The following is a 19,309-nucleotide window of genomic DNA, read 5'->3' on the forward strand; positions in this document are numbered from 1 at the left end:
ATCAGAGCTGCGGCGGCGAGTCGGGCTCGACGAGGCTCAACCGCGTGAGATCGGCGACGGGGCGCAGTCGATCGTCAAGGGTGACGGTTTCGGCATAATGCATCCCATGCAGAATATCGTCCGGACCGTAGATGCGTAGGTCATGGACAACGGCGCCGATAAGGTGGTCGCGCGCCTCGATGCTAAGAACGAGGCGCACGTCGTCGCCCCTCAAGCGATCGGGGTCATAGCCGGCGAGAGGACTATTCTCGTCGATTTCGTGCATCACCGTCCACGTCATCGAGAACAACGACAGGGCGCCGTTCGACAGAACGAGATCATGCAGTTGACGCAGCGGCATCTCCTCTGCGTTCTCCTCCGGCAACACGGCGACCAATCGCGCCACGGCGCTGGTCAGCAAGGTTGTGCGCCCATTGGCGACTTGCACCATCAAGGTCGGCGCGCCGCGGCGTGTTGTGATGACGGCCCGATCCGCGAAGCATATCTTCGATCTCGGCTTGGAAAAGCGGACGAACAACAGGCCGGTCATGATCGCGGCGAAGACCATGCCGCAAAGGATTTCAATCGCTGAGACGGCATGGCCATAGAAGGTCGCAGGAACCATGGTTCCATAGCCCACAGTCGCGAGAGTCTCGATGCTGAAAAAGAATGCGTCGGAGAAGGATCCCGGCCGCACATGGGCGATGCAGCCTGGGCTCGCCAGATAGAGAAGAGCGAAGACGGCGTTGATGCCGAAGCCCAATACGAGAAATACGAAAGCGAATTCCTTCGAGCTGAGCCCGACGGCCAAATGATAGGGGTCGGTCAGATCGTAGCGGGCGACGCCACGCTTGACGATCTCGAAAGCGCCGACGCGCATCGTCGCCTCGCGGTTCTTGAGCTTGCTATGTGGCTCGTTTGATTTCACCGCGGATCCGTGAGTTCGAGCGCCGGCGCCCTCAGAACGAAGGCGCGCAAAACAATTCTCTGCGGAGCGAACCCAGCAAAAATGGCGCGAGAGTGGTCGCGTCCCAACTCATTGAGACAACGCGATTTTTTGTCGCTCTAGCGGCTTCAGTCGAGGGGAAAGCGCTCTCGAGCGCGTCCCGAATCAAGCGATCGAAAAGGACTCAGCTCCAGATCAAAACTTTGAGCATATCCTGACCGAAAACGCATTTCGCGCTTTGGAAAGCCGCCTTCGCGTTCAAGCCCAGAATAAAAATATAGCGGCGAAGCGAGCTCGCCCGGCAGCCTTCTCGCAAATTATCGATTGCGACTTGCCCATCGACTTACCAAAACGATCGCTAACGTCGGAGATGCGAGGAATATCGATTCAATACGTCAAAAATACTGGAGCGGGTGAAGGGAATCGAACCCTCGTATTCAGCTTGGGAAGCTGCTGCTCTGCCATTGAGCTACACCCGCGCGAGTGGAGAGATAACAGAGTTTCATGCTCTGGGCCAAGGGGGGTTCGACAGTCGCGCTCAGGGCGGCGCCGTCATTGCCGCCCACTCCCCTTTGCGCTAGGAACGCCCGCCCGCCGCTTTCCTAGGAATCGCCTATGTTCCCGAAGCCCGTCGCCGAATTGAAGCCCAACACTTTCGCCTATGAGACGACGCCGCTCGTCAAGGCCACCGGCTTTCGCGAATATGACGCGCGCTGGCTCTTCGAGAAAGAGCTGAACCTGATGGGCGTGCAAGCGCTGGGACTCGGGCTCGGGACGCTGCTGCACGAAATGGGCGCGCCCTTGGAGCTAGCGACGGGCCACGACTATCGTTCCTATTCCGCGTCGATCAAGCTAGCGCTGGTCACCGGTCTCATGGCGGCGGGCGTAAAGGTCCAGGATATCGGCCTCGCGCTCTCGCCCATGGCCTATTTCGCGCAGTTCGAGCTTGATTGCGCCGCCGTCGCCATGGTCACGGCGTCGCATAACGACAATGGCTGGACCGGCGTCAAAATGGGCGCTCAGCGTCCCGTGACCTTCGGTCCCGTCGAGATGACCCGCCTGAAGGAGATCGTGCTCTCCGGCAAGTATCGCGAGGCGAGTGGCGGCTCCTATCATTACGTCGAGAATTTCGGCCAGCGCTATCTCGACGATCTCGCCAAGAACGTGAAGCTCACGCGCAAGCTCAAGGTCGTCGCCGCCTGCGGCAATGGCACGGCCGGCGCCTTCGCGCCGCAACTGCTGGGGCGCGTCGGCTGCGAGGTCGTTCCGCTCGACGTCGAGCTCGACTACACCTTCCCGCGCTACAATCCCAATCCCGAAGATATGCACATGCTGCATGCGATGGCCGACAAGGTGCGCGAGAGCGGAGCGGATGTAGGCTTAGGCTTCGATGGCGACGGCGACCGCTGCGGCGTCGTCGACAACAAGGGCGAGGAGATTTTCGCCGACAAGATCGGCGTGATGCTGGCGCGCGATCTCTCGCGCGTGCACCCCGATGCGCGCTTCGTCGTCGACGTGAAGTCGACGGGGCTCTTTGCAACCGATCCCGAGCTTATCGGACGCGGCGTCAAGACCGATTATTGGAAGACCGGCCATTCCTACATCAAGCGTCGGGTCAACGAGCTCGGCGCGCTCGCGGGCTTCGAGAAGTCCGGGCATTTCTTCTTCAATAAGCCGATCGGACGCGGCTATGACGATGGCCTGCTCACGGCGCTGCATGTGCTGGAGATGCTTGATCGCAATCCAACAAAGAGCATGTCCGATCTCTACGCCGCACTGCCGAAGACTTGGGGCTCGCCGACAATGGCGCCGCATTGCGCCGACGAGATCAAATATACGGTCGTCGATCGCGTGACCGAGCGCTTCAAGAAGATGCAGGCCGACGGCGTTTCCTTCCTCGGCGGCCCGATCCGCGACCTCGTGACGGTGAATGGCGTGCGCGTGACGGTGGGCGACGGCACCTGGGGTCTCGTGCGCGCATCCTCAAACAAGCCCGAGCTGGTGGTCGTCGTCGAAAGTCCGGCGTCGGAAGCGCGCATGCGCGAGATGTTCCACGCGGTGGACAAGGTGCTGCGCGAGAACCCGGAAGTCGGCGCGTATAATCAGACGATTTGAGCGAAGAAACCGTTACTCGCCGGCATTTTCCCTCTCCCCGCGAGCGGGGAGAGGGCTAGGGTGAGGGGCGAGGGGTTTCTCTGCGACTTTTGCTCACAACCTGCGGCGCGCTTTCAGCTCTCTTCCGATATGCGCCCCAGGCCCCTCTCCCCTTCCCTCTCCCCGCAGGCGGGGAGAGGGGGACGCCCGCTCTTCGTGATGCGAGCCTGAATATGTCGAGCACCCTGTCCTCCCTTCTCGACCACTTGCGCGAGTGGCGTGACAGAAAGCTCGCCGATCCGAAATTTCGTGCGAGTCTGCTTGCCAATCCGCTCACGCGCGGCTTTGCGCGCCGCCGCGCCAAGGCGATGCTCGATCTCTGCGCGGGCTTCGTCTATTCGCAGACGCTTCTCGCCTGCGTAGAGCTGAAGCTCCTCGAGCAGCTTCGCGCCGGACCGCAAACCGCCGATGCGTTGGCGCCGAAGCTCGGACTCGAACCGAGCGCTGCACGACGTCTTCTGGAGGCGGCGACCTCGCTCAACCTCGCCTCGCGGCGGCGCGATGGACGCTATGGCCTCGGCGATTTGGGGGCGGCGCTGATCGGCACGCCCGAGGCGCTGGCGCTGATTGCGCATCAGCCGATCTTTTACGCCGATCTCGCCGACCCGGTCGCGCTCCTGCGGGGCAAAACGCAAACGCGGCTCTCGCGCTACTGGCCCTACTCCGGCGACGTCGCGCCGCAGGAATTGAACGCCGAATCCGTCGCTCCCTATAGCGCGCTCATGGCGGCGTCGAACCCGCTCTGGAGCGAGACGGCTCTCGCTGCTTACGACATCGGCCAGCATCGAAGGCTCCTTGACGTCGGCGGCGGCGAGGGCGCGTTTTTAGAAGCCGCCGCGGCCCGGGCGCCGGAGCTGGAGCTCATGCTCTTCGATCTCCCCGCGGTCGCGGAGCGCGCCAAAGCGCGGCTGACGGCGGCGGGTTTGGCGGAGCGCACGCAGATCTTCTCCGGCGATTTTCTCAAAGACTCGCTGCCGCAAGGCGCCGACGCGATCTCGCTCGTGCGCATCGTGCATGATCACGACGATGCTTCGGCGATAGCTTTGCTTCGCAACGTGCGCCGCGCGCTGTCCGGCGACGGGACATTGCTGATTGTGGAAGCAATCTCCGACGCCAAGGGGGCGGAAGCGCTCTGCGCTTATTACGCCTTTTACACGCTGGCGATGGGACGCGGCGAGCCGAGGCGTTTCAAGGAGATCGCCGCGCTGCTCAACGCGGCCGGCTTTGCGGACGCGAGGCTCGTCAAGACGCCGCTTCCGGCGGCGACGAGCCTCATCGTCGCCAAAGCCGGCTGAGCCCGAGGCGCCCTATCCATCGGCGCCGCTCCCGTATAAGAATGCGCCCCAACCGGCCGGAACGCCGGCCAAAACACCCGTTTTTCCTCAAGGAGCCTCTGCGTTGACGAAGACCGAAGCCGCGCCCCTCAAAGACCTCTATGAGATGGGCGAAATCCCGCCGCTCGGGCATGTGCCGAAGTCCATGTACGCCTGGGTGATCCGCAAGGAACGGCATGGCCCCCCGGAAGACGCGATGAAGCTCGAGGTCGTGCCGACCTGGGAGCTCGACAGCCACGACGTGCTCGTGCTGGTGATGGCGGCGGGCGTTAATTACAACGGCGTCTGGGCGGCGCTTGGCCAGCCGATCTCGACGCTCGACGTCCACAAGCAGGCCTATCACATCGCCGGCTCGGACGCTGCGGGCGTCGTCTGGGCCGTGGGCTCCAAGGTCAAGCGCTGGAAGGTCGGCGACGAGGTCGTCATCCACTGCAATCAGGACGATGGCGACGACGAGGAGTGCAACGGCGGCGATCCGATGTTCTCCGCCTCGCAGCGCATCTGGGGCTATGAGACGCCGGACGGCTCCTTCGCCCAGTTCTGCCGCGTGCAGGACCGCCAGCTGATGGAGCGGCCGAAGCACCTCACCTGGGAGGAGTCGGCCTGCTACACGCTGACGCTCGCCACCGCCTATCGCATGCTTTTCGGCCATGAGCCGCACCGGCTGAAGCCCTCGGACAATGTGCTGATCTGGGGCGCGTCGGGGGGACTGGGCGTCTTTGGCGTGCAGCTCTGCGCCGCGGCCGGCGCGAACGCCATCGGCGTGATCTCGGATGAGTCAAAGCGCGATTATGTGATGTCGCTCGGCGCCAAGGGCGTCATCAATCGCAAGGATTTCAAGGGTTGCTGGGGGCAATTGCCCAAGGTCAACACGCCCGAGTTCAACGAGTGGACCAAGAACTCGCGCGCCTTCGGCAAGGCGATCTGGGACATCACCGGCAAGAAGGACGTCGACATCGTCTTCGAGCACCCAGGCGAGCAGACGTTTCCGCTCTCCTGCCTCGTCGTGAAGCGCGGCGGCATGGTGGTCTTCTGCGCCGGCACGACGGGCTTTAACCTGACCTTCGACGCACGCTATGTCTGGATGCGGCAAAAGCGCATTCAAGGCTCGCATTTCGCGCATCTCAAGCAGGCGGCGGCGGCGAATCGTTTCGTGATCGACCGCAGGGTCGATCCTTGCATGTCGGAAGTCTTCCCCTGGGAGAAGATCCCGCTTGCGCACACAAAAATGTGGAAGAACGAGCACGCGCCCGGCAACATGGCCGTGCTCGTCAACGCGCCCACGGCGGGGTTGCGCACGATCGAGGATGTGATCGAGGCGGGCAAGCGCAGCTAAGCCGCGAAGCGCCCCCTCCCCAGCCCTCCCCCGCTTCGCGGGAGAGGGAGTCGGATTGTGGGCTTCATCAGCTTTCCGCGTAACCTTCGCCGCTCCCCTCTCCCGCGAAGCGGGGGAGGGTGAGGGAGGCGGCTACCACCCTTCTTCTGCTATCCCCCGAAGGACGCGTCGAGCAGCTTCTCGTCGATCGCGCCGGCGCGGAAAGTTTCGCCGGTCTCCACTGCCGTGACCACTGCCTCGGCGGGCGAGAACAGGCTGGGGTCGATTTTGTAGAAGTCGCCCTTATAGGCCTTGAACACTTCGGCGAAGGGCCGGCCGTAGTCGCGCGAGTTGCTGCTCGGCAGATTCTTGGCGAGCTCGCGGGCGGCGTCCGACGGCCCCTTCACGAAAAGATGTGCGCGGCCTGCGTAGATGATCGCGTCATTGGTGCGGCCCATCGCCTGCACGAAATCAGGATGCGGCGGCGAGAGGGGCGCCGTGGCGACGCCGTCGATAATGTGCTCGAGCGGGAATTTCAGCTCATGCGCCTTGTGCAAGGCGACTTCGAGCACGCGGCCGACAACCTGGACGGAGCCAGCGAGGCTCTGCGTCGGCGCATAGACGAAGGCGACGTCCGATGCTTCGACCTTGGCCGCGTTTGCGACCTTGGCGACGATCGCCGCCGGCGGCGGCGTGTCGCCTTCGAGCACGATCGTGACCCGCCTCGCATTATCGGAATAGGGCAATTCCTCGAAGAGCTTCTCGACTCGAGCCAAGGCGCGTCCAGGTCCAGAGCCGAGCGCGAAGAACTTCTCGTGTTGCAGGCTCCAGCCAGCATATTGGCTGGCGAGGCAGGCGACGACCGGATCGTTTGAGGAGACGGTGAGCCAGAACGGCCATTTGGAGGCGCCGGGCGCCGGGATCAGCGCGACGCGGCCGAGACCGCCCATGCAAATTTCCGTGAGCAGAAGACCGACCTCGATCCCGCCAGCGGCCTTTGCGCCGGCGTCGATCAGGAGTTCGCCGCTTTCGCCACGCGTAACCGAGACGCGATAACGCCCAGGGTCAGCGGCGATCCTGTCAACAATCTCGCCGGCGAGCAGATTGACGCTCGCAATCACGCGGTTGCTCGTATCCAATGTTCTTGTCACGATGATGTTCCTCACCTCGACGCCCTTCTCATTTTGGAGGGCCTCGGGCTGCGACTCTAAATGGGTTCGCCGCCGGACGGAAGCAGTCGCGCGCGCCGAGACGTGAGACGGCGTGGAAAGCAAGGTTACGCAATTGAAGGGCAAGGCGCTCGCAGGGGATGACGTCCCCGTGTTCAGTCGCCGTAACGAATATGCAAGGACTGTCTCATATTGGCAAAGGCTTCGAGAGGCCGCCTTGATTTGAGCGGCCGCCTTGTGTCAATGGTTGCTGCGTTATAGCCTGCAACGCGTGTGGGTGGTCAAAGGCTCGCAAAATAACATGAGCCGGCCGAAGGTCGGCTAGGAAGAGGAAAGGAACAAGGAATGAAATCTTTTTCGATGTTGAGCGTGGCGACGGCCATCGCCTTTGTGGCGCTGAACGGATCAGCGCTCGCCGCCGGCGACGCCGCCGCGGGCGAGAAGGTCTTCGCCAAATGCAAGGCCTGCCATCAGGTTGGCGAGACGGCGAAGAACGCCATCGCGCCCGAGCTCAACGGGCTGGACGGCCGCAAGGCTGGCTCCGTCGAGAGCTATCATTATTCCGACGCGATGAAGGACTCGGGCATCACTTGGAACGAGGCGAGCTTCCAGGAGTTCATCAAGAACCCGAAGGCGAAGGTTCCCGGCACGAAGATGGTGTTCCAGGGCCTCTCCTCCGACAAGGATGAGGCCGATGTTTGGGCCTATCTCTCGCAGTTCGGCGCCGACGGCAAGAAGAAGTAAGCCGTCGCTCCGACAAAAAGAACGCATACACAAAAGCGGTCTCGTCAGAGGCCGCTTTTTTTGCTGGCGCTCTAGCCGCCGGTGCAGTCTCCGGTCTTCGTGAGGAAGGGCTTGCCGGTCTCTGTGTTGATGTATTTTTGCGTGACCTTGCCAGTCGCGCGGTCGATCTTCCAATCCCAGGCGACGCGCGTGGCGGCGAACATCTGGCGGAAGGAGATCAGGTCCTTCTTGATGACGAGCGAGCGCTTTTCGAGCGACTGCGCGTCGACGATATTCTCATGGTCCGAGCCCAGCCGCACGCCGCCGTCCTCGATCTCCAATACAAGCTCCTGCTTGGGCATGCCCTCTTGACCGAGCGAGCAGGTCAGGGTGACGGGCGCCGCCTCAGCCCTTGTGGAGACGGCTAGGAGCGGAAGAAACACCACCAGGGCGCGACGCATCGACGATTCCTTATCTGAAGCTTATCAAGCGCAGCATAGTCGAGCGCCGCAACGGCGCCAATCGCCAGATCACGCTGTGTTCAGGCGGAATGGCCTTTTGCCCGCGAGAGGCGATAGGGGAAGCTCAGCCTCCCCTGTTTATTTGCTTCTCGCCCGCCACCGGCTTCTCAACCAGCCCGTTCTTGATCTTATCGAGGATGCGCGGCAGGTCGTCGGGCTCGGGGCCCAGATCGCGCGCGTGATTCCATTGAAACTGCGCCTCGAGCTTGCGCCCGACGCGCCAATAGGCGTCGCCGAGATGATCGTTGACGACGGGATCGGCGGGCTTGAGATCAATGGCCCTTTCGAGCTCGCGCACCGCGTCCTCGTAGCGACCCAGGCGATAATAGGCCCAGCCGAGGCTGTCGACGATATAGCCGTCGCGCGACTTCAGATCGACGGCGCGACGCAGCATGCGGAAGGCCTCGTCGAGATTGGCGCCCTGATCGACCCAGGAATAGCCCAGATAGTTCAATACCGAAGCCTGATCCGGATTGAGCTCCAGCGCTTTCTTCAGATCAGCCTCGGCCGCCGGCCAATTCTTGCGCCGCTCATTGGCGATCCCCCGGTAGTAGTAGAGGAGCCATTTCGCCTTCTCGGGCGTGCCGTCGATCGCCAAGGCGCGCGTGTAGCTGTCCACAGCCTGGTCATAGAGCTTGCGGGAGCGTTGCAGATTGGCGAGCGCGGTCAGCGCGTCGGCGTTTCTCGGATAGGCGTCGACGACCGCCTGCAAGTGCTCGGCGGCTTCCTTTTTCTTGCCGATCTCCTCGAGCAAAAGCGAGGCCTGCACTTCGGCGTTGACGCGCAGAGGGCTCGTCTCCGGCACCGAATCATAGAGCTGGATCGCCGACTCCTCCTGCTTCATGCGCTCGTAAATGTCGGCCAGCGTGAAGAGCGCGAGCTCGTTGCGCGGCGCGAGCGCTTGTGAAAGGCGCAGGTAGATGAGCGAGGGCAGCTCTTCGCCCGGGCGTCCGCCGCCGAGCGCGACGAGGCCATAGAGCACCTCGCCGGCGCCCTCCTCCGCGCTGCTCACGATCGGCTGAAGCTTCTTACCGGAGTCGATCTCGGCGAGCGCCGCGACGACCAGCGGATGACCCGGCACGGCCTCGTCGAAAGCCTTGTAAAGGCGGCGGGCCGCTTCATTGTCGCCCTGGCCCGAGAGGAAGCGTCCGTAGGCGTCGATCAACCGCAGCACCGTGCGGTCGGCGCTCATGACCGATTTAAAGCGTTTCTCGGCCTCGACCTTGTCACCGAAAAGATTCGCGATCAGCGCCGCATGATAGTCGCGCAGCGTCGAGAGCCCTTCGCCGCGCAACTGATCGAGCGTCTGCAGAGCGCGGCGCTCCTGCTTTTCGCCGGCGTAGGTCCAGGCGGTAAGCAGCACGTTCTTCACGTCGATCGGCGTCTCGCCGCCGTCCTTGGCGATGCCTTCTCGCGCCTTGGCCCATTTGTGCTGGAGCATGGCGTCGACGCCGCTCGTCAGATTGGCGACCGGATTCTTGCGGTCCTGCACCAACACCTTGCCCGCGAGGTCGAAGGCCTCGGGGAAGTTGCCATTGGCCAGCGCCGCGATCATCGCCCGTTCGGCGAGATCCTTGTTGCGCGGGTCCACGCGCAACGCCTCGCGGAAGAAGGTCGAAGCGGCGAGCGTGTCGCGCTCCTCATTGGCGACGATCGCCGAAAGGATGTTGCCCGACGAGCTCTCGCCGACCTCGAAAGGACGCGCGACCGAGAAGCGCTCGCGCGCCTGCGCCGCAGCGGCGGCCGCGCCGCATTGAAGCACCCCAAGCGTGCAGAGAAGCTGCGCGCAGAGGAAGAGAAAGCTCGACGAGCGTCGAAGCAAGGGAGGAGAGGATCGCACGTGATTGGGTTCCGGGTTCGCCGCTTCATCGAAACGAGCTTCGGCCGCGGGCCTTCGGCTTCGCCATAAGTAAAATCATGGCCGCTTTGCGCGGTCATCGCAAGCAGTAAATGTGAAGGCGAGGTCTAAAAAAGGCCGCAGATCCGCTGGCGGATCGTTAAAGTCGCGCTCTAGGCGAGCAGCCAGCGCACGATCTCGCCAAGGGGGGAAGGCCTGTTTTCACGCAGAGAACGGCCAGTTCTTGACGATTACGCTTGCGGCGCTCAGGCTATTTTACCCAAGCGCCGCTGGAGCTGGAGCGCGTTAAGCCGCCACTTTCACCGCCGCGACGATCTTTTGCGCGGCGTCGTCGAGGTTTTCGGCGGCGATCACATTGAGGCCGGAGCCGTCGATGATCTTCTTGCCGAGATCGACGTTCGTGCCCTCGAGGCGGACGACGAGCGGGACCTGAAGCCCGACCTCCTTGACCGCCGCGATGACGCCCTCGGCGATCACGTCGCATTTCATGATGCCGCCGAAGATGTTGACGAGAATGCCCTTCACCTTGGGATCGGCGGTGATGATCTTGAAGGCCGCCGTGACCTTCTCCTTGCTCGCGCCGCCGCCGACGTCGAGGAAGTTCGCCGGGAAGGCGCCGTAGAGCTTGATGATGTCCATCGTCGCCATCGCGAGGCCGGCGCCGTTGACCATGCAGCCGATGTCGCCGTCGAGCGCGATATAGGCGAGCTCATATTTGGAAGCCTCGATCTCCTTCTCGTCCTCCTCGGTGATGTCGCGCAAAGCGACCACCTCGGGGTGACGGTAGAGCGCGTTGTCGTCGAAGGCGCATTTGGCGTCGAGGCAGCGCAGCTTGCCATCCTTGGTGACGATGAGCGGATTGATCTCGAGGAGCTCCATGTCCTTCTCCACGAAGGCGGTATAGAGCTGCTCGGTGAGCTTGCCGGCCTGCTTGGCGAGATCGCCCGTGAGCTTCAACGCATCGGCGACGTGGCGGCCATGATGCGGCATGATTCCGGTCGCCGGATCGACCGCGAAGGTCACGATTTTCTCAGGCGTCTCATGGGCGACGTCCTCGATGCTCATGCCGCCTTCGGTCGAGACGACGAAAGAGACGCGCGACGTCGCGCGGTCGATGAGCAGCGACAGATAGAACTCCTTGTCGATCGCGGCCCCGTCCTCGATGTAGAGACGGTTGACCTGCTTGCCGGCCTCGCCCGTCTGCACGGTGACAAGCGTGTTGCCGAGCATCTGCTTGGCGAAGGTCTCCGCCTCCTCGATCGATTTGGCGATGCGCACGCCGCCCTTCTCGCCCGCGGCGGCCTCCTTGAAATGGCCCTTGCCGCGTCCGCCCGCGTGAATCTGCGCCTTAACGACATAGACCGGGCCCGGAAGCTGCTTCGCGGCGGCGGCGGCCTCTTCGGCCTTGAGCACCGGAACGCCCACGGCGACCGGCGCGCCGAACTCGCGCAAAATGGCTTTGGCTTGATATTCGTGGATGTTCATCCCTAAACCGCTCCCTGGAAGATGAATGGCCGCGCCGCAGGCCGTCTCGCCAATGGCCACAGGAGGCCGGTGGCGTCAAGAAGACGCAAGGTCGCGCGGGGACGACGCAGATTCGAGAAGGATCAGGAGCGCCGACTTATTCCCCAAAAGGCGCCGCAAGCTTGACCGATCCGAGTCGGGACTTTGCCAAGCTCGGCCGACAGGTCATTCGCGCTGCGGCTTAGCTTGTCAGCTGCCAGTTCGAGGCGCATGCTGCGGCTGCGCCGTTGATGTGGCGAAGAGTTTTTGAACTTTCCATTGTCGCCCGGGCGCTGCTTTCCGGAGGTGCACAAGATGTTGAAGCATTCAGCGACCCAAATTGCGGCGGCCCTGCTTTTGGTCCTTACAGGCCTTTGGGCGGAACGCGCCTTGGCCATCGGCGATTTCGGACCCGACACCTGCGCGGAGGGATATGTCTGGCGCGAAGCCTGCGGGCCGAGCGATCATGTCTGCGTCACGCCGAACCTTCGCACGCAGGCGGCTCAGGACAACGCTCAAGCCGCCAGCCGGCGTCAGGCGGGCGGAGGACCGTACGGGCCAGACACTTGCATACAAGGCTTCGTGTGGCGCGAAGCTTGCGGTCCAGGCGATCATGTCTGCGTGTCGCCGGCCACGCGGTCGGAAGCCGCTGCCGACAATGGCCAGGCGCCGCATCGGCTGAAATATCCTGTCTGCCAACAGTACGCGCACGCCGCCGTCGCCGCCAATCAACAGAACCTCGCACAGCACTGCGGGTTCAGCGGTCCGCGATGGCAGAGCGACTTCCAGACGCATTTCCAATGGTGCCTGAATGTGGCGGCCCAGCCGCCCATTGACGAAACGAATGCGCGCAACCAGCAACTCGCATCCTGCTCGCATCCGCAGACTTGCGCGCATTGCAATGACGGCAGCTGTCAGTGCGGCGGGGGCTCTCCGGACCAGCTCTGCGCCGGTCACGGCGGCAACGACCCGAGCATCGGATGTGTCCAGCAACCGTGAGCTTCTGACTTGAAGCGCCTTAGGCCGCCGCGCCCGCGTGGCGGCCCGGAGCATGTCACGGAAAACTGCGAAGCGGTTTTCCGGTCAGGACATGCTCGAAGTTTCTAACTTGGCGCGATTCCTTATCGCTCGAACGATTCCGTTCGAGCGGGAAACGCGCTAAGGCGAGGGCGCGAGGTCGTGGAAGCTCCCCGCAGCCGAGGAAGCCCCCTACCCCACGAGCCGCTTGCGCATATGCTTGCGACCAGAACGAGGACGAGAAGCGCCAAGGCCGGCAAGCCGGCGCCGGGAAGCGGGCCAGGGGCCGAATCCAAAACTTGCGCGATCACTGGAGCGTCGATGTTTGCGAGGAATGTGCCCGTGACGTCCCCGGTCGTAGTATTGATGGTAGAATTCGGCCCGAGATAGTCGACAGCAACTGTCGACGGCGTGCTCCCTGAAGCCTGGAGCCAATCGACAACAGCCTCGTAGCCAGTGGCATCGGTAGAAATGAAATCAGGGCCGCCGGAAATCCCAGGACCGGACCAGGATCCGATATAGACCGAAAATCCTCCAGGAGGCGTGGCCACCGCAAAATTGGGGTTCGCAAAGGTGACGGAAGCCCCTCCGACCGGGGTAAAACCCAAGCTCGAGGAGATGACGCTGTTGGTGGCGAAATCAACCGTGAAGGAGCCGGACAAATACCCTTCGGGTGTTCCGGTGCTCGGCGGAGGTGAGGAGAGCGAGGTGACAGTATACAGCGGATCATTGTTAAAACTATAGGTTACGACGGTCACGACAGTTCCTCCAGCTCGATCGATGTTTGCAATGGCGCAGCGTCAGCCGTGCGTTGGGAGAATGCACGCGGAAACACCAAAGTAAATCGTTATAAAGTGGAGTTGTATGAGACAATAAACAAATATTTCGCCTGTTGCATCGGCGCCACAGTCTCCCCCGATGAGGTACCAGAAGCCCAGGCCCGTCGGTGAGCGGCGAAGAGAAAACGAGGAGCACAGCGTCTTTCTTCCGGCCGACGTTATGTTATAACGCTCGCATGTCCGACCTGCCCGCGACCGCCGCCTTTAAGAAAGCTCCGTCGCCCGCCGACAGCCCGATGCGCGACGCGCTCGGCGCGTCAGCTTGGGCACGGCTCTCGCCGATCCTGGTCGCGCTCGTCGGCCTCTGGGGCCTCGTTTATTGGGCGCTGCGGTGAGCGCGCCCGCCGCGCCGACGATCACGCTGGAAAATCTGACGCTGGGCTATGAAGGGCGCGACGTCGTCGAGGGACTCGACGGCGCCGTCCGGCCCGGAGAGCTCTTAGCGCTCTGCGGGCCGAACGGTGGCGGCAAGTCGACGATCCTCAAAGCCATCGCCGGGCTGCTCAAGCCGCTCTCCGGACGCGTGCGCATCGCGGGCGGCTCGGCCGGGGAGATCGCCTATCTGCCGCAGAGCGCGGACATAGACGTGACCTTCCCCATTCGCGTGGGCGAATTCGTCTCGCTCGGCGCGCTGCGCCGGCGCGGCCTTTTCGCCGGCTCCAACGCCGAGGAGCGCGCACGCGTCGCCGCCGCATTAGAAGCCGTCGGCCTTTCAAGCCTGGAGCGTCGCCCGCTTGGCGCGCTTTCGGGGGGCCAGCTTCAGCGCGCGCTTTTTGCGCGACTGATCGTCGAGGATCGCGACGTGATCCTCCTCGACGAACCCTTCGGCGCGATCGACCGGGCGACGACCGAGCATCTGCTCACGCTCGTCGAGCGCTGGCATGCGCAAGGCCGCACGGTCATCGCGGCGCTACACGAATTCGACCTCGTGCGCCGCGCCTTTCCCACGACGCTGCTCGTCGCCGGACGGCCGATCTTTTTCGGAGACACGCGCCGCGCGCTCAGCGAAGAGAATTTGGCCGCTGCGGAGCTGGCGGCGCGAAAGCGCGAAGCGGTGCGAGAATCGCGGGCGGCGCGCCATGCTGTTTGACCTCCTCGTCGCACCTTTTGCGGACTATGGCTTCATGCGGCGCGCGCTCGTGGGCGGCCTCGCGCTCGCGCTGTCGGGAAGTCCGCTCGGCGTGTTTCTGGTGCTGCGGCGCATGTCTCTTGCCGGCGACGCGCTCTCACATGCGATTCTGCCCGGCGCGGCGATCGGCTATCTCCTCGCCGGCTTGTCGCTTCCGGCGATGAGCTTCGGCGGGCTCGTCGCGGGGCTCGCCGTCGCCCTGCTCTCGGGCGCAGCCGCGAGACTCTCGGCGTTGCGCGAGGATGCGTCGCTCGCCGCCTTCTACCTCGTCTCGCTCGCGCTCGGCGTCACGCTCATCTCGATCAAAGGCTCGAGCGTGGATCTGCTGCATGTGCTGTTCGGCTCGGCTCTCTCTCTCGACGATGCGGCGCTCTACCTGCTTGCCGGCGTCGCGAGCGTGACGCTCGCGCTCATCGCGGTCTTCTATCGCGCGCTCGCGCTCGACACGCTCGACCCCGTTTTTCTGCGCCGCGCCAGCCGCTGGGGCGAGTTCATCCCCTTTCTGTTTCTCGCTCTCGTCGTGCTCAATCTCGTCGCGGGCTTTCAAGCGCTCGGCACGCTGATGGCGGTCGGGCTCATGATGCTTCCCGCCGCCGTAGCGAGGCTCTTGGCCCGCGATCTCTCGACGACGCTGGCGCTCGCGGCGCTGATCGGCGCGGCCTGCGTTTATGCGGGTCTCGTATTCTCCTACCACTCCGGCGCGCCCACGGGACCGTCGATCGTGCTTTGCGCCGGTCTCGCCTATTTTGTGGCGCTCGGTCTCGCATCGCGACGCCAAATCCTGCCGAGGAGGCAGCCATGCGAAGACTAAAGCGAATTCTCCTGCTGCTCTGCGTCCTTGCGGCGGCGCCGGCCGCGGCGGAAACGCCGGCAGCGCCGCTGCCCGTCGTCGCGAGCTTCTCGATCCTCGGCGACTTCGTGCGTGAGGTCGCCGGCGACGCGGCAACGGTGAGCGTGATCGTCGGGCCCGACGGCGACGCGCATGTCTATGAGCCGACCCCGGCGGACGCGAGGAAGCTCAGCGAGGCCAAGCTCGTTTTCGTTAATGGGCTCGGCTTCGAGGGCTGGCTCGACCGCCTTGTCGCCGCTTCCAACGCCAAGGCCCGCGTCGTCGTCGCGAGCGCTGGCGTCGCGCCCCGCGAGCTCGACGGCGGCGCCGATCCGCACGCCTGGCAGGATGTCGCCAACGCCCGCCGCTATGTGGAGACCATCCGCGACGCCCTCACAGCCGCGGACCCGGGGCGCAGCGCGCTCTATGAGAAGAGAGCGGCGGCCTATCTCGCGCGGTTGGAGGCGCTCGATAAGGAGATCGTCGCCGCGATCGCGGGGATACCGAGCGACCGGCGCCGCATCGTCTCGACGCATGACGCTTTCGGCTATTTCGCCGCGCGCTATGGGCTGGCGTTCATCGCGCCGCAGGGCGTCTCGACCGAAGCCGAGCCCTCGGCGCGCGACATCGCCCGCATCATCGACGCGGCGCGCCACGAGAAGGTCGCGGCGGTCTTTTTGGAGAACATCTCCGATCCGCGCCTCGCCCGGCGCCTCGCGGCGGAAAGCAGCGTGAAGCTCGGCGGCGAGCTCTATTCCGACGCGCTCTCAGGACCCCGCGGCCCGGCCGCGACCTATGTCGCGATGATGCGCCATAACGCGCAGGAGCTGACGAAGGCGCTGGGGCGCTGAGAGAGGGAGTAGAAGCCCCCTCCCCGACCCCTCCCCCGCACGCGGGAGAGGGAGAAGACTCGGCGGCTCACCCTGACAGCGCCGCCTTCACCGCCGCGCTCGCCTTGGAAAAATCCATGCGGCCGGCGTGCTTTTCCTTGAGCGCGGCCACGACCTTGCCCATATCCTTGATGGAGCTGGCGCCGACCTCTGCGATCGCCGCTTTGATCGCCTCCGCCGCCTCGGCCTCGCTGAGCTGCTGAGGCAGATAGCTCATGATCACCGCGATCTCGCTCTTTTCTTTCGCGGCGAGATCGGGACGGTTGTTCTTCTCGTAAATATCGAGCGATTCCTGACGGCTCTTGATCATCTTCTGCAGCACGGCGAGCACATCGGCGTTGGCGACCGTCCCGCCGGCAACCCGCGCCTCAATGTCCTTGTCCTTCAACGCGGCGTTGATGAGCCGCAGCGCGTCGACCTTCTCGCGCTCGCCCGCCTTCATGGCGACTTTCATGTCCTCTTTCAGTTTTTCGCGCATGGCCTTTCCCCTTGACAGCCGTTTATATAAGACCGGGGGCGAAGCCCTCGCCGGGACGGACGACGGGCATAGAGCGGGCGCGAGCGTGGATCAAGGAAAAGAACAGGGCTGGACCAAACCGGTGAAGACGGGCGTGCTGGTGCTGGCTTCGGGCGAGGTTCTCGAAGGCTTTGGCGTCGGCGCCGAGGGAGAGGCCGTCGGCGAGGTCTGCTTCAATACGGCGATGACCGGCTATCAGGAGATTTTGACCGATCCTTCCTACGCCGGGCAGATCATCACTTTCACCTTTCCGCATATTGGCAATGTCGGCGCGAATGACGAGGACGTCGAGACCGTCGATTTTTCGCGCAGCGCCGGCGCCCTCGGCGCGATCTTCGGCCTGAAGCCGACAGAGCCCTCAAGCCATCGCGCGCAAACGCCGCTGGCCGACTGGCTCTCTTCGCGCGGGATCATCGGCCTGTATGGGATCGACACGCGCGCGCTGACCGCCTTCATCCGGGACCGGGGCATGCCGAACGCCGTCATCGCGCATGCGCCGGACGGGCGCTTCGACCTCGAGCGGCTACGCGCCAAGGCTGCCGCCTGGCACGGCATTGACGGCACAGACCTCGTGCCTTCGGTCGGCGCCAAGGAGCGTTTCGACTGGAAGGAGACGAGCTGGAAGCTCGGCTCAGGCTATGGCGTGCGCGACGGAGAGCCGAAACTGCGCGTCGTCGCGATCGACTATGGCGTCAAACGCAACATCCTGCGGCTGTTGGCCGAGGCCGGCTGCGAGGTGATCGTGGCCCCGGCCACGGCGCCCGCTTCCGAGATTCTCGCCTACCACCCCGACGGCGTCTTTTTGTCGAATGGCCCGGGCGACCCGGCCGAAACAGGCAAATACGCCGTGCCGGTCATCAAGGCGCTGCTCGAGAAGAAGGTGCCGACCTTCGGCATATGCCTCGGTCATCAGATGATGGCGCTCGCGGTCGGCGCGAAGACAAGGAAAATGCCGCAGGGCCATCACGGCGCCAATCATCCGGTCAAGGATTTCACGACCGGCAAGGTCGAGATCGTCTCGATGAACCACGGCTTCGCCGTCGATCGCGACACGCTGCCGGCCAACGCCACGGAGACGCATCGCTCGCTCTTCGACGGCTCCAATTGCGGCATCGCGCTCACAGACCGTCCGGCCTTCTCGGTGCAGCACCACCCCGAAGCCTCGCCCGGCCCGCAGGACAGCCATTACCTCTTCCAGCGCTTCGTCGAGATGATGGAGAAGTCGAAGGTGGCGTGAGCAGTGGAGCCCCCTCCGGCTCGCTCCGCTCGCCACCTCCCCCGCTCCGCGGGAGAGGGGACGCTCACCATCAGCCTATCGCAAATCATAAGGGCCGAATCTGCCCCCTCCCCCGCGTAGCCCGTCATTCGACGGGCTACGCGGGGGAGGGTTGGGGAGGGGACAATCTAAGCGCCGCCCCTACCCTCTACCCAAGCCAGAATCGTCTCGCAGACGCCGTCGAGATTGCGATACACGTCGTCATTGCTGACGCGCAACACGCGATACCCATTGGCGCCGAACCACGCCTCACGTCGCGCGTCGTCGGCAATCTATTCGTCGGTCGAATGCGTCGCGCCGTCCACCTCGATGACGAGGTTCGCCGTCGCACAGATGAAATCCGCGATGAAAGGGCCACAAGGCGCCTGCCGTCGAAAAGAGTGACCCGCAAGGCGATGCGCGCGCAGCCGATACCAAAGCTTGCGTTCGGCGTCAGTGAGATCATGCCGCAGCCCACGCGCATGCTGCGTCATGGTCTTTGTCTGACGCACACGGCGGTCCTTTCACGCCCCCTCCGGCTCGCTGCGCTCGCTACCTCCCCCGCTGCGCGGGAGAGGGATGCGCGGGCGCGCCATTACTGCTTACGTCGAAGTTCCCAGTACCGTCATCACATGCGCAACCCGCCCCCTCTCCCGCGAAGCGGGGGAGGGTTGGGGAGGGGGCATCGTGTGCATCTCATCTACATGAGACACCGCAAGCAATGCATCGGAGCCTCGATGCGATGATCGCAACCGACTGAGATCCGCATCTTAGACAGAATTCGGAACTCATTCTGAGCGGTCTTCTCTCCTGAAGCGCTCGCCAAAAGTCATAGAACTCTGACGGGAAGTTGAACCGGCACATGAATGAAGCTCGATCATCGCATCCCACCGCAAGATAGGCTGGCGCCATCACAAGCGCAGCCCAAGCGTTCGCTTGCCACTCCGCGCTCTCCGTGTTCTCGGCATAAGCGATTTGAGATTCGGTACTATATGAAAACGACGAGATGGCATGCTTGTGAAATTTTGCATGAGCAAGCTCATGAAGCAACTTGAAGCAAGCCAGAGGCTCTGGAATCGCATCCCCAGCCTCGTCCCACAAACCTTCGTTGCAAACTATCGCCAGCTCTTTCCGATCAAAGTAAGGCTCCTCCTCCCGATCATGCCGGAGGAGGCGAAGCATTTCCTTTCTTTCAGGATCGAGACTAACATTCCTCTCAATCAGGATCCGAAAGCGGAGTTGGCACAGATGATCAACGCCAGCCCTTTCTCGCTCATCCATAGCCGATGCGAGCAGTGTTTCGTATGAACGAAATGCGACTTTGTGGTCGA

General features: G+C 63.5%; 18 protein-coding genes, 1 tRNA gene and 1 pseudogene. 11 read left to right on the forward strand and 9 right to left on the reverse strand.

All coding sequences use genetic code 11. From position 1 onward, the window contains the following. Position 1 precedes the first annotated feature (1 nt). Positions 2-907, reverse strand: a complete 906-nt coding sequence (locus QMG80_RS16405; RefSeq protein WP_085770159.1) for an ion channel — start codon at positions 905-907, stop codon at positions 2-4. 423 nt (positions 908-1,330) lie between these two features. After that, positions 1,331-1,404, reverse strand: a tRNA-Gly gene (locus QMG80_RS16410). A 136-nt stretch (positions 1,405-1,540) separates the two neighbouring features. Here QMG80_RS16410 and QMG80_RS16415 point away from each other — a divergent pair. The 3 genes from QMG80_RS16415 to ccrA all read left to right on the forward strand — a co-directional run bounded on the left by QMG80_RS16415 (position 1,541) and on the right by ccrA (position 5,749). After that, positions 1,541-3,040, forward strand: coding sequence for a phosphomannomutase/phosphoglucomutase (locus QMG80_RS16415; protein ID WP_085770160.1), 1,500 nt, complete (start codon positions 1,541-1,543; stop codon positions 3,038-3,040). 212 nt (positions 3,041-3,252) lie between these two features. Beyond that, positions 3,253-4,374, forward strand: coding sequence for a methyltransferase (locus tag QMG80_RS16420; protein WP_085770161.1), 1,122 nt, complete (start codon positions 3,253-3,255; stop codon positions 4,372-4,374). A gap of 145 nt (positions 4,375-4,519) precedes the next feature. Then, positions 4,520-5,749 (forward strand): crotonyl-CoA carboxylase/reductase, encoded by a 1,230-nt coding sequence (gene ccrA, locus QMG80_RS16425; RefSeq protein WP_085773442.1) that lies wholly within the window; start codon positions 4,520-4,522, stop codon positions 5,747-5,749. 149 nt (positions 5,750-5,898) lie between these two features. Here ccrA and mch read toward each other — a convergent pair whose 3' ends face one another. After that, on the reverse strand, positions 5,899-6,879 hold the full coding sequence (gene mch / locus QMG80_RS16430; protein ID WP_085773443.1) for a methenyltetrahydromethanopterin cyclohydrolase: 981 nt from the start codon (positions 6,877-6,879) through the stop codon (positions 5,899-5,901). Between the two features lie 363 nt (positions 6,880-7,242). Here mch and QMG80_RS16435 point away from each other — a divergent pair, with 363 nt between their 5' ends. Then, entirely contained in the window at positions 7,243-7,641 is a 399-nt protein-coding gene (locus tag QMG80_RS16435) for a c-type cytochrome (RefSeq protein WP_085770162.1), read from the forward strand. A gap of 71 nt (positions 7,642-7,712) precedes the next feature. Here the strand turns inward: QMG80_RS16435 and QMG80_RS16440 are convergent, their stop codons facing one another. The 3 genes from QMG80_RS16440 to sucC form a co-directional block, all read right to left on the reverse strand. Next, positions 7,713-8,081, reverse strand: coding sequence for a hypothetical protein (locus tag QMG80_RS16440; protein WP_085770163.1), 369 nt, complete (start codon positions 8,079-8,081; stop codon positions 7,713-7,715). Positions 8,082-8,205: 124 nt separating this feature from the next. After that, complete coding sequence (locus tag QMG80_RS16445) at positions 8,206-9,981, reverse strand: tetratricopeptide repeat protein (RefSeq protein WP_245300029.1); 1,776 nt, start codon at positions 9,979-9,981, stop codon at positions 8,206-8,208. A gap of 303 nt (positions 9,982-10,284) precedes the next feature. Beyond that, positions 10,285-11,484, reverse strand: a complete 1,200-nt coding sequence (sucC, locus tag QMG80_RS16450; protein WP_085770165.1) for an ADP-forming succinate--CoA ligase subunit beta — start codon at positions 11,482-11,484, stop codon at positions 10,285-10,287. Positions 11,485-11,817: 333 nt separating this feature from the next. On the opposite strand from sucC, the gene QMG80_RS16455 reads away from it, so the two are divergent. From QMG80_RS16455 to QMG80_RS16475, 5 genes are all read left to right on the forward strand, one after another. Further along, a complete protein-coding gene (locus QMG80_RS16455; protein ID WP_199769019.1) occupies positions 11,818-12,501 on the forward strand; it encodes a hypothetical protein in 684 nt (227 codons plus the stop codon). Positions 12,502-13,534: 1,033 nt separating this feature from the next. Then, on the forward strand, positions 13,535-13,693 hold the full coding sequence (locus QMG80_RS16460) for a hypothetical protein (RefSeq protein WP_158658560.1): 159 nt from the start codon (positions 13,535-13,537) through the stop codon (positions 13,691-13,693). Then, positions 13,690-14,448: a metal ABC transporter ATP-binding protein gene (locus tag QMG80_RS16465; RefSeq protein WP_085773444.1), complete on the forward strand. Its 759-nt coding sequence runs from the start codon at positions 13,690-13,692 to the stop codon at positions 14,446-14,448. Before QMG80_RS16460 ends, QMG80_RS16465 begins: the two co-directional genes overlap by 4 nt. Then, entirely contained in the window at positions 14,438-15,298 is an 861-nt protein-coding gene (locus tag QMG80_RS16470; RefSeq protein ID WP_085770168.1) for a metal ABC transporter permease, read from the forward strand. Before QMG80_RS16465 ends, QMG80_RS16470 begins: the two co-directional genes overlap by 11 nt. Further along, a complete protein-coding gene (locus QMG80_RS16475; RefSeq protein WP_085770169.1) occupies positions 15,286-16,167 on the forward strand; it encodes a metal ABC transporter substrate-binding protein in 882 nt (293 codons plus the stop codon). The genes QMG80_RS16470 and QMG80_RS16475 overlap by 13 nt, the downstream gene beginning before the upstream one ends. Positions 16,168-16,234: 67 nt before the next feature. On the opposite strand, the gene QMG80_RS16480 is transcribed toward QMG80_RS16475, so the two are convergent. Then, positions 16,235-16,684: a GatB/YqeY domain-containing protein gene (locus QMG80_RS16480; RefSeq protein WP_085770170.1), complete on the reverse strand. Its 450-nt coding sequence runs from the start codon at positions 16,682-16,684 to the stop codon at positions 16,235-16,237. 85 nt (positions 16,685-16,769) lie between these two features. Here QMG80_RS16480 and carA point away from each other — a divergent pair, with 85 nt between their 5' ends. Then, a complete protein-coding gene (gene carA, locus QMG80_RS16485; RefSeq protein WP_245300030.1) occupies positions 16,770-17,960 on the forward strand; it encodes a glutamine-hydrolyzing carbamoyl-phosphate synthase small subunit in 1,191 nt (396 codons plus the stop codon). A 167-nt stretch (positions 17,961-18,127) separates the two neighbouring features. Here carA and QMG80_RS16490 read toward each other — a convergent pair. Together QMG80_RS16490 and QMG80_RS21755 are read right to left on the reverse strand one after the other, a co-directional pair. After that, positions 18,128-18,472, reverse strand: a pseudogene (locus tag QMG80_RS16490) (endonuclease domain-containing protein). A 202-nt stretch (positions 18,473-18,674) separates the two neighbouring features. Beyond that, on the reverse strand, positions 18,675-19,079 hold the full coding sequence (locus QMG80_RS21755; RefSeq protein ID WP_425351463.1) for an ImmA/IrrE family metallo-endopeptidase: 405 nt from the start codon (positions 19,077-19,079) through the stop codon (positions 18,675-18,677). Between QMG80_RS21755 and QMG80_RS16495 the strand changes: the two genes are divergently transcribed. Then, positions 19,020-19,286, forward strand: a complete 267-nt coding sequence (locus tag QMG80_RS16495; RefSeq protein WP_158658561.1) for a hypothetical protein — start codon at positions 19,020-19,022, stop codon at positions 19,284-19,286. The genes QMG80_RS21755 and QMG80_RS16495 overlap by 60 nt on opposite strands. The last annotated feature ends 23 nt before the right edge of the window (positions 19,287-19,309 follow it).

This window comes from Methylocystis bryophila (assembly GCF_027925445.1).
Classification (GTDB): Bacteria; Pseudomonadota; Alphaproteobacteria; order Rhizobiales; family Beijerinckiaceae; genus Methylocystis; species Methylocystis bryophila.